Genomic DNA, 8,966 nt, shown 5'->3' with positions numbered 1-8,966 from the left:
GCTACGGCGGTGACCTCTCGCAGGGTGCGGCCAAGATAGAGAACGACAACTGCGTCGTGGGCCGAAACCCGCTTCGCGCGTCGCCCGTTCGTCGAGAACCACGACGTCGACGCGCCGGGCAACAAGGGCCTCGCCGAGGCGTTCATCACGACCATCCCGGGCTACCCGTTCCTCTACGACAACCACGCAAAGCCCGAGGGATCGGCCTTCGACGGTGGAAACCGCAACAACCTCGTCTGGATAGCCAACAACCTCGCCGGCGGCGAGTTGTACTTCCGGTACGACGACGCGAACAACCTCATCTACGAGCGGTACAACAACCTTCTGATGGGGATCAACCAGTCCGGCAGCCAGACCCAGCAGTGGGTGTACACCTCCTGGCGCAACCAGTCACTCAACGACTACTCGGGGAACAACAACGCCTACGTCAACGGCGACGGCTGGGTGCAGGTCACCATCCCGGCCGGCGACTACGTCGCGCTCGCGCCCTGACGACCCACACCCGTTTTTGCCGCCATTCCCGGTCTTCTTTTGTCTCACCCGCCGAATTGGGGGTATGACACGCGTCTCCGTCGGCGGACGCATCCACTTCGGGTTCCAGAACCTCTCGCTGGCCCACGACCGCCTCTACGGCGGCGTCGGCGCCACGTTAGACCAGCCCAGACTCGTCCTCGAGGCGTCCGTCGACGATCAAATCGTCTGTGACGGCGCGGACGCGACGGCCTACGTCGAGGCGGCCGTCCGAGCGCTCGACGTACCCGGCGCCTCTGTGACCGTCGCGGAGTCGCTCCCCCGACACGTCGGCCTCGGGAGCGGAACCCGGCTGGCGCTTGCCAGTCTCGTCGCCGTCGCCGGCGCCTACGACCGGACCGTCGCCGTCCGCGAGATGGCCCCGAAACTCGGCCGGGGCGGCCGCAGCGGCGTCGGTATCGCTACCTTCGACTCCGGGGGGTTCGTCCTCGACGCCGGTCACCCGACCGAGCGGTTCACGACCGACGCGCCGGCCGACGGCGAGTGGACGGCCCCGCCGGTCGCCGCACGGCACGACATTCCCGAGTCGTGGCGGTTCCTGCTCGTGACGCCGGCTGTCGAACGCGGCCGGAGCGGGACGCCCGAGGACAACAGCATCCGGTCGGTCGTCGAACGGGCCGACCCCGGCATCGCCGACGAGATAGCACAGGTCGTCGTCCGGCAGTTGCTCCCCGGTATCGCCACCGACGACCACGGCACGTTCGGCCGAGCGGTCGCCCGGTTGGGTCGGCTCAACGGTGCGTGGTACGCCGACGAACAGGGCGGGGTCTACCGCCCGCCGGCCGGCGAGGTGGTCGACGCGCTGGACTCGGTGCCGGGCGTCAGCGGCGCTGGCCAGTCCTCGTGGGGGGCCGACAGTGTACGGCGTCACCCACGCAGACGTGGCCGAGTCCGCCGCCGAGGCCGCCCGGGACGCACTGGATTCGGCTGGCATCGAGGGGACAGTCCGAGTCGCTCGACCCTGCAACGAAGGGGCACGCGTCGAGAAGTGACCGCCAGCCGGAAGTTTCGCGGCGACCGCAAGCTACTGTACCGGGCCACTCCTCGCCTCTCGTATGCCAGCGCTCTCCGGTATCTACGTCTATCCGATCAAGTCCCTCGACGCGCGGCCGCTGACAGCCGTCTCGGTCTCCCCGGAGGGGTCACTAGAGGGCGACCGACAGTACGCGCTCGTCGACCCGGACGGCGAGTACATCAACGGGAAGCGGACGGCCGCAGTCCACCGGGTCGACGCCAGTTACGACGACGACGGCGTGTGGCTCACCGAGGGTGACCGGCGAGCGCGGTTCCGCCTGCCCGCGGAGACCGAACAGGCGGCCGACTGGCTCGACCCGGTGTTCGAGCCGTCGGTGTCCGTCGTCGACGAGCAACCCCTCGGGTATCCCGACGACACCACCGACTTCGGGCCGACGGTCATCTCGACGGGGACGCTGGAGACGGTGGCCTCGTGGTTCGACGCCGTCGACGGCCCCGAAGAGATGCGGCGGCGCCTCCGGCCGAACCTGGTCGTCGACGCCGAACCGTTCTGGGAGGACCGCCTTTACGGGCCGCCCGGCGAGACGGTCCGGTTCAGCGTCGGCGACGCCGTCTTCGAGGGGACCAGCCCCTGTCAGCGCTGCGTGGTACCGAGCCGCGACCCCGACACCGGCGAGGCGATTCCGGGCTTTGGCGACCAGTTCGCACAGCGCCGCGAGGCGACCCTCCCCGAGTGGGCCGCCGGCGAGCAGTTCGACCACTACTACCGGCTGATGGTCAACACGCGGACGACCGAGGCGGGCCGCGGCGAGACGCTCGCCATCGACGACCCCGTCTCCATCGTCGCCTGAGCGGTCCGAACGGCCCACATTCAAGATGCCGCCCGCCGTCAGAACCGGTATGAACGTCGAGGGGACTATCCTCCGCGGCCGCGAGTTCGACCCCGTCGAGGGCCGGGTCGTCGTCGACGACGGCGAGATAACCGCTATCGAGGAGACCGACACCGACAGCGACGCCATCGTACTGCCGGCGTTCGTCAACGCCCACACGCACATCGGCGACTCCATCGCCAAGGAGGCCGGTGGCGGCCTCTCGCTCGACGAACTCGTCGCGCCGCCGGATGGCCTGAAACACCGACTGCTCGACGCCGCCTCCCGCGATGAAACGGTGGCCGCGATGCGCCGGTCGCTGCAGTTTATCGAGCGCTCCGGCACGGGCGCGTTCGTCGAGTTCCGGGAGAACGGCGTCCCGGGCGTCGAGATGCTCGCCGACGCCAGCCAGGGGCTTGCTATCGACCCGGTCGTACTCGGCCGCGAGACGGTCGACGCGATGGAGGCCGCGGACGGATTCGGGGCCAGCGGTGCCCGGGACGGCGAGTTCGGCGTCGAGCGCCGGGCGACCCGTGAGGCTGGCAAACTGTTCGGCATCCACGCCGGCGAGCGCGACAGCCACGACATCAACGGCGCGCTCGATCTGGACCCGGACTTTCTGGTCCATATGGTCCATCCCGAGGAGCTACACCTCCAGCGGTTGGCCGACGGCGGCCCGCCGGTCGTACTCTGCCCGCGGTCGAACCTCGTCACCGGTGTCGGCGTCGCGCCCGCCGCCGACCTCGTCGAGCGGACGACGGTCGCGCTGGGCACGGACAACGTGATGCTCAACAGCCCGTCGATGTTCAGGGAGATGGAGTTCGCGGCGAAACTGTACGACGTCCCCGCCCGCGAGGTGCTCCGGATGGCGACGGTCAACGGCGCCGAGATGGCCGGGCTGGACTGCGGTGTGATCGAGCGCGGCCGCCCGGCGCGACTGCTGGTTCTCGACGGCGACACCCACAACCTCGCTGGTGTGGAGGATGCCGTTCGCGCCTCGTGCGACGGGCCGGCGTCGACGACGTGCGAGACGTGCTGTTGCCTCGCTAGCGACGCGAGCGCACAAAAGACTATATTGGTCAATACCGTCTGTCACCGCGTGGCACAACGAACGTCAATAACTGACAGGATCGACTACGAGAACCGTGACGGGGTCGGTATCTGGATCATCGACGACCTGCAGGAGACGCTACAGTCCGGCGAGCTAGCGGAAGCGGAAGACCACTTCAGGGAGACGGTCACCGGGACGTCGATGTCCGGGGTCGTGATCGTCCTCGAAAACACCGAACTGGACGGCGAGACGATGGACCACGTCAACGAGAAGTGGACCGAACTCGGCGAAGTGACCGGTATCGACCGTACCGCTTACGTATCCGACGGGATAGAGCGATTGACTGTCGCCAACAAGAACGAGGCGCAGGGGATGGAAGCGACAGGTGTCGCTTCTCTGGACCGCGCCGTCGAGTGGGCCGCGGGGGACACGGACATCGTCTGAGTGGGGCGGCGCGGAAAGGAAAGCAATTACATCCTCGACCACGCGGTCTGAGACAGATGGACCAGACGTTCGTCGAGTTGCTGGAGCGGAACGCGGCCCACGCCGCCGAGTTCGACGACCGCTTCGATTCGGTTCAGGACAGCCAGTCCCCGCCGGTCGTCACCGTCTGCTGTTCTGACTCCCGGGTGTTGCAGGATCGGATGTTCGGAAACGAGACACCGGGTGAGATATTCACGTGCGGCAACATCGGCAACCGCGTCCTCCAGCGCACCGAGTCGGGGACAGTCGTCTCCGGCGACGTGCTCTATCCCATCGTCCACACCGGGACGGACACCGTCGTCGTCGTCGGCCACACTGGCTGTGGCGCGGTGACTGCCACCTACGACGACCTGACCGAGGGCATCTCGGACACCCCCGGCATCGAACACTGTCTCTCGCTTCTGAAACCCGCGCTCGAACCCGGCGTCGAGGCGCTCCCGTCGGGTCTGGACCGACCGGCGGCGATCAACCGCCTCGTCGAGTACAACGTCGACCGGCAGATAGACGCCCTGCTCGACTGTCCGGACGTGCCCGCGGAGACAACCGTCGTCGGCGTCGTCTACGACTTTCAGGACGTCTACGAGGGTCGCCGCGGCGAGGTCCACGTTATAAACGTCGGCGGCGAACGCGACATGGCGGCGCTGCGGGACGCCCACTCCGAGATTGCGACCGGATCGACCGCCTGTGGACGTACTGACTCAGCGGCTCTCGCGCTGTTGACTGTCCGTGGGATCTATCGAACGAGCTTCCCAAACGCCATAGCGAGCACCATCACCGAAACGTTGGTGGTAAGATTCTTTGTCTGTGGTACTGTACTTCCTTCTATGTCAGCAGAGACGGATGCACAGGGACGGCTGTACATCCCGAAGGAAGTGCGCGAGAAGTACGGCCAGCGGTATCACATCGTTCTGTACGAGGACAGGATCGAGTTGATTCCGGTCGCGGACGACCCGCTCACCGCTGTCCGCGAGGCGGCAGGCGATCTTCACGACGCATCCGTCGAGGAGATCCGAGAGGACATCGAGACGGCAGCGAAAGACGACGCCGCGGAAGCCGGCAGCGACAGATGACGGTGTACGTTGAGACGGATTTCCTGCTCGCACTCGCCAAGGATTCCGATTGGTTAGAAGGGTCCGCAGAGAGCGCCCTCGTCGAGTACGATGTCGAAACCTCACCGTTCTCGTACCTCGAACTCCTCCTCGCCCGGGAGCGTCACGAGTTCGACTACGTGCCGCTGATAGCGAATCTACTCGAACTCGTCCCCGTGGGAAGCGAGGCAGAGAAACAGGTCGTACTGAAAGCCGTCAACTACTACGATGAGGGGATGACGCCGTTCGACGCGTTCCACGCGGCGACTGCGGAGACTCGGGGGACGGCCGTCCTCTCGTCCGAGCGAGACTACGACGACATCGAGGTCGAACGAGTCCCGCTCGAACCGACCGACGACGAGTGACCTCGGCTACCGACTCTCGCGCTGTTCGAATCCGTTACTCGGTCAGGTCGGATGGCTCGATAGCCCCGTTATCGAGCAGTTCGCCGTCGAACGTCGTCAGTGTGGCGTCGATGTCTTCGGCCAGTGCGAGCAGCACGCAGTCCAGTGTGTAGAGAAGCGTCTCCTGTTGGAGACTGTACGCCTCTATCTGGTCACTGATCTCCGGCGCGTAGATGTCGACCCGTGAATAGACGTCAGCGATCACACCCTCGACTCTGTCCTGTTCGATCTGTTTCTTCTTGGTAAGCACCGACCGGAGTTCCATCAGGTTCAGAATCGAGGTACAGAAATCGTGATCCTGATTCAGCAGTTCCGTGGCCACGTCACCCCGAGCGGGTTCGTCTGTGAGACTGGCCACGAAAACGTTGGTATCGACGAAGACTTTCATCCGCGCTCTCGTACGTCACGGACCGCCTCTACGGAGTCGATGTCGATGTCCGCCAACCGACCGGACAACACATCGCCAAGCTGTCCGTCGTCGTCGTCGCCGTCTCGGCCACCCCGCCCCGGTGGTTCGACACTGTCGAGGTTCGCCTTCGTTCCCATACGAACACGTTGTAAATAGCGTCGTAAATCTCTTTCCACGTCTGAGGCAACGACAGCCGGACGGGACGCTACCGACTCTCGCGCTGTTCGACCTTGTTTAGTTCGATCAGCAGGCGGAAGACGGCCTTGACGAGGTTCGAGTCGACGTCGAACTGTTCGGCGTTCTCGCCGGCGCGGTCCATCACGGCCTGCTCTTGGTCCTCGTCGGTCGTTGGCAGGCCGCGTTCGTCTTTGACTTGTGCGATGGTGTCGGCGACGTAGGTTCGCTGGGCGATCTTCTCGACGATCTCGCGGTCGATGCTCTCGATCTCCTCCCGGAGTTCGTCCAGGCTCATATCGTCCGGGTTCCGGACTGTTGTGTCGTTGTTAGCCATGTCGATCCCGCTCGTTGCTCCCACGTCCTCGCTACTCCCTCTAATGCCTCCCGGTCGCCGACGGCGACGACGCTCGGCCCCGTTCCCGACAGCGAGACCCCCTCGACCAGCGGCATCGCCTCGACCATCGGTTCGGTCGAGAACTCCAGTGCCGCCGAGAACGCGAGGCCGTTGACGGTCATCGCGCGCCCGTACTCGCCGTCCAGCGCGAGGTCAGCGACGAGGTCGGCCATCGGTGCGATCTGTTCGCAGCGTTCGACGTCGGCGTCGGCGCTGAACGCCTGCTCGTCGGGGGTGTACACGAGCACGTCCCACTCGACTGTGTCCCGCGCCAGCAGGTCGTCGGTCGTGTTGTCGGTGACGGTGACGCCGCCGAGCATCGACGCCGAGGCGTCGTCGAACGCGCCGGTGACGGTGACGCCCACGTCGCGGGCGGCCATCACGCCGAGGCGGGCGGCGTCCTCGCGCGTCATCTTCTCGGTCTTTCCGAGAGCGTCGAGCGTCGCCATCACCGTGGCGTTGGCTGCCGCCGAGGAGGATTTGAGTCCCGAGGCCATCGGCACCTCGCTCTCTGTCTCGACGTGGCCGCCGGTGACGTCGGGGCCGCCGTGGGCGTCCAGCACGTACTCGACGCACGTCTCGATCAGTCGCGTGTCGGCGTCGTCGTCCTCGGCGACGGTTCCCGTGACGCCGTCGCCGTCGGTGTGTAACTCGACCGTCGCAGTGGTGTACTCCTCGATGGCGAACGCCGATCCGGTGCCGGTCGCGAGGGCGTTGAGAATCGTCCCCGCCGCCGGCGCTCTCGCCTGTCCGTGCATGGGTAGCCGTCCGCGGGTCGGTACTATATCGGTGGTGGTTCGGTCCCGGAACGGGGTGTTTTTGGCCCTCGGCCGGCGACATCGAGGTATGAGTGCCCGCAGCGACGTCGCGCCCTCGACGCTGGGCGTCGAGTTGACCGAGGACGGCATCGCCGTCGAGTACACTGACGGCCGGACCGTCTTCTACCACGGCGTCCCGGAGAAAGTCCACGGGACCTTAGAGAGCGCCCCCGGCAAGGACGTCCACGTGTTGGTGACCGACCCCGGCGAGACGGAGGGTGTCCTCGTCTACGTCAACGACCTCCGGACGAACGACGACATCTTGGAGTCGACCGGCGTCGGCCGAGTGATGCTGGACAAGGGCGAACAGGCCAGCGTCTTCCCCGGCGTCACCGTCGAGCGGACGGGATTCCGCTTCGCCGTCGACGTCGACTGGGGGGCACTGGAGGGCCGCGTGTTCGTCTTCGAGGAGGACGAGATGGGCGAAGCGAGCTACGAGATAGTTCCCGAAGAGAGCTAGCCTCGTAGGCGACGAACGCGAACAGACCGCCGACCGAGATCCCCATCACGCCGACGTACGCTCCGATGACGCCGTCTGCTGCTACGAACGAGAGGACGCCGCCGCCGGCGGCACCGACGGCCAGCAGGCCGGCGACGAGCCGGACCGTCCGGTTGCGCTCGCGGTCGAGCGTCGGGTCGGGCGTCGACTCGATACCGGCCTCGACGGCGTCGAGGACGGCCGGCGCGTCGCTCGCGGGCACGAGGAAGTACCACGGGACCGTCCCGATGCGGCCCGGACTCTGCGGCCGGACGACGACGAGCGGTCCGACGCGATGGGTGCGGACGGACGCGACGTCCGCGATGGCTATCTCCCGATACCGGGTGTCGATGGTGCCGCTCTCGGGGTCGACCCGTCCCGACACCGAGCAGACCGACGCGAGAAGCGTCGCCGCGACGCCGGCGAAAAAGAGCGCGTACAACGCTATCGGGTCGACGAACGTGGCGACGATGGTCACGGCGGCACCGACGGCCGCGAACGCGAGTGCCTGCCGGACGTCGAACCACCAGAGCGACCAGTCGTCGAACAGCGCCGGCCGCTGGTCGGGGTCCCGGAGCGGCCAGAGGTATAGAACCGATATCGGGCCACCGACCAACGCCAGCAGTGCCACCAGTGCGGTTACTTCGGTGTTGCCGCTGACGAGCACGACGAACCCGATGGTGAGGACGACTGCGCTGTACGGTCCGAACAGCAGCGCCGCCGCCGCGGCGGTGAGCGCGCGGAGCCACGGCTCGGTCGTGCTGTCGTAGCGCCACGCGACCGCCGTCCCGTCTCCGGCTGCGTCGGCGGCGTCGGTCATCACTGGATGTACGAGGGGTCCTCGGCGTCGCAGGTGTCCTCGTGCGTGCGGGCGTCATCCTCGTCGTCGAACAGCAGGCCACAGTGTTCACACTCGAACCAGGTCGTGCCGTCACGCTGTGTCGTGGCCACCATACACGATAGTATCGTCCGTAAAAATATCAGTGTTACTCACTGACGATTGCAACGCTGAAGAGCGTGGGTGCCGAAGGCGGAATATGAACGGAAACGGGGTGACGCTCACCGTCGCCGGCGCGCGGAAACGGGACGCCGGGCGCGGCATCGCGCGGCTTCCGGAACCGGTCCGGAGCCGTCTGGGCGTCCTCAGCGGCGACTCGGTGATCATCGAGGGCGAGCGACAGACAGTGGCGAAGGTGTGGCCCGACGACGGCGAGGAGAACGTCGTCCGCATCGACGCCGACACGCGGACCAACGCCGGCGCGACAATCGGCGACGAGGTGCGGGTCGCG

The 8,966-nt window shown here is 66.6% G+C and carries 11 protein-coding genes and 5 pseudogenes; 11 read left to right on the top strand and 5 right to left on the bottom strand.

Going from position 1 to position 8,966, the window contains the following annotated elements:
* Positions 1-267: 267 nt before the first annotated feature.
* From GJ629_RS12125 to GJ629_RS12090, 9 genes and pseudogenes are all read left to right on the top strand, one after another.
* Positions 268-492: an alpha-amylase domain-containing protein gene (locus GJ629_RS12125; RefSeq protein WP_157513293.1), complete on the top strand. Its 225-nt coding sequence runs from the start codon at positions 268-270 to the stop codon at positions 490-492.
* 64 nt (positions 493-556) lie between these two features.
* Positions 557-1,523, top strand: a pseudogene (locus GJ629_RS12120) (beta-ribofuranosylaminobenzene 5'-phosphate synthase family protein).
* Positions 1,524-1,586: 63 nt separating this feature from the next.
* Positions 1,587-1,772, top strand: a pseudogene (locus GJ629_RS18055) (MOSC N-terminal beta barrel domain-containing protein); the annotation flags it as partial.
* Positions 1,773-1,784: 12 nt separating this feature from the next.
* Complete coding sequence (locus GJ629_RS12115; RefSeq protein WP_370515896.1) at positions 1,785-2,357, top strand: MOSC domain-containing protein; 573 nt, start codon at positions 1,785-1,787, stop codon at positions 2,355-2,357.
* 49 nt (positions 2,358-2,406) lie between these two features.
* Positions 2,407-3,425 (top strand): annotated as a pseudogene (locus GJ629_RS12110) (amidohydrolase family protein).
* Positions 3,426-3,474: 49 nt separating this feature from the next.
* Positions 3,475-3,870: a hypothetical protein gene (locus GJ629_RS12105; protein WP_157513291.1), complete on the top strand. Its 396-nt coding sequence runs from the start codon at positions 3,475-3,477 to the stop codon at positions 3,868-3,870.
* Between the two features lie 56 nt (positions 3,871-3,926).
* Positions 3,927-4,606, top strand: a pseudogene (locus tag GJ629_RS12100) (carbonic anhydrase).
* A 127-nt stretch (positions 4,607-4,733) separates the two neighbouring features.
* Complete coding sequence (locus GJ629_RS12095) at positions 4,734-4,979, top strand: AbrB/MazE/SpoVT family DNA-binding domain-containing protein (protein WP_197428585.1); 246 nt, start codon at positions 4,734-4,736, stop codon at positions 4,977-4,979.
* A complete protein-coding gene (locus GJ629_RS12090) occupies positions 4,976-5,362 on the top strand; it encodes a PIN domain-containing protein (protein WP_157513290.1) in 387 nt (128 codons plus the stop codon). The genes GJ629_RS12095 and GJ629_RS12090 overlap by 4 nt, the downstream gene beginning before the upstream one ends.
* Positions 5,363-5,396: 34 nt before the next feature.
* On the opposite strand, the gene GJ629_RS12085 is transcribed toward GJ629_RS12090, so the two are convergent.
* The 4 genes from GJ629_RS12085 to GJ629_RS12075 form a co-directional block, all read right to left on the bottom strand.
* Positions 5,397-5,789 carry a PIN domain-containing protein gene (locus GJ629_RS12085; protein WP_157513289.1) on the bottom strand — a complete coding sequence of 131 codons (393 nt, stop codon included), beginning with the start codon at positions 5,787-5,789 and terminating at the stop codon, positions 5,397-5,399.
* On the bottom strand, positions 5,786-5,947 hold the full coding sequence (locus GJ629_RS16310; protein ID WP_197428584.1) for a hypothetical protein: 162 nt from the start codon (positions 5,945-5,947) through the stop codon (positions 5,786-5,788). The genes GJ629_RS12085 and GJ629_RS16310 overlap by 4 nt, the downstream gene beginning before the upstream one ends.
* A gap of 68 nt (positions 5,948-6,015) precedes the next feature.
* Positions 6,016-6,321, bottom strand: a complete 306-nt coding sequence (locus GJ629_RS12080; RefSeq protein WP_157513288.1) for a chorismate mutase — start codon at positions 6,319-6,321, stop codon at positions 6,016-6,018.
* Positions 6,279-7,139, bottom strand: coding sequence for a shikimate kinase (locus GJ629_RS12075; RefSeq protein ID WP_157513287.1), 861 nt, complete (start codon positions 7,137-7,139; stop codon positions 6,279-6,281). Before GJ629_RS12075 ends, GJ629_RS12080 begins: the two co-directional genes overlap by 43 nt.
* 88 nt (positions 7,140-7,227) lie before the next feature.
* Here GJ629_RS12075 and GJ629_RS12070 point away from each other — a divergent pair, with 88 nt between their 5' ends.
* Complete coding sequence (locus GJ629_RS12070; protein WP_157513286.1) at positions 7,228-7,659, top strand: DUF5796 family protein; 432 nt, start codon at positions 7,228-7,230, stop codon at positions 7,657-7,659.
* Between the two features lie 837 nt (positions 7,660-8,496).
* Here GJ629_RS12070 and GJ629_RS17615 read toward each other — a convergent pair.
* Positions 8,497-8,631, bottom strand: a complete 135-nt coding sequence (locus GJ629_RS17615) for a hypothetical protein (RefSeq protein ID WP_255475231.1) — start codon at positions 8,629-8,631, stop codon at positions 8,497-8,499.
* A gap of 83 nt (positions 8,632-8,714) precedes the next feature.
* On the opposite strand from GJ629_RS17615, the pseudogene GJ629_RS12065 reads away from it, so the two are divergent.
* Positions 8,715-8,966 (top strand): annotated as a pseudogene (locus GJ629_RS12065) (AAA family ATPase); the annotation flags it as partial.

The sequence above is a fragment of the Halapricum sp. CBA1109 genome (assembly GCF_009741825.1).
GTDB lineage: Archaea > Halobacteriota > Halobacteria > Halobacteriales > Haloarculaceae > Halapricum.
This window is presented reverse-complemented; position numbering and strand designations above follow the sequence as displayed.

Bases quoted from the DNA above. Each gene is read 5' to 3' on its own strand.
- GJ629_RS12095 (WP_197428585.1), top strand. From the start codon at position 4,734: ATGTCAGCAGAGACGGATGCACAGGGACGGCTGTACATCCCGAAGGAA.
- GJ629_RS12090 (WP_157513290.1), top strand. From the start codon at position 4,976: ATGACGGTGTACGTTGAGACGGATTTCCTGCTCGCACTCGCCAAGGAT.
- GJ629_RS12085 (WP_157513289.1), bottom strand. From the start codon at position 5,789: ATGAAAGTCTTCGTCGATACCAACGTTTTCGTGGCCAGTCTCACAGAC.
- GJ629_RS16310 (WP_197428584.1), bottom strand. From the start codon at position 5,947: ATGGGAACGAAGGCGAACCTCGACAGTGTCGAACCACCGGGGCGGGGT.
- GJ629_RS12080 (WP_157513288.1), bottom strand. From the start codon at position 6,321: ATGGCTAACAACGACACAACAGTCCGGAACCCGGACGATATGAGCCTG.
- GJ629_RS12075 (WP_157513287.1), bottom strand. From the start codon at position 7,139: ATGCACGGACAGGCGAGAGCGCCGGCGGCGGGGACGATTCTCAACGCC.
- GJ629_RS12070 (WP_157513286.1), top strand. From the start codon at position 7,228: ATGAGTGCCCGCAGCGACGTCGCGCCCTCGACGCTGGGCGTCGAGTTG.
- GJ629_RS17615 (WP_255475231.1), bottom strand. From the start codon at position 8,631: ATGGTGGCCACGACACAGCGTGACGGCACGACCTGGTTCGAGTGTGAA.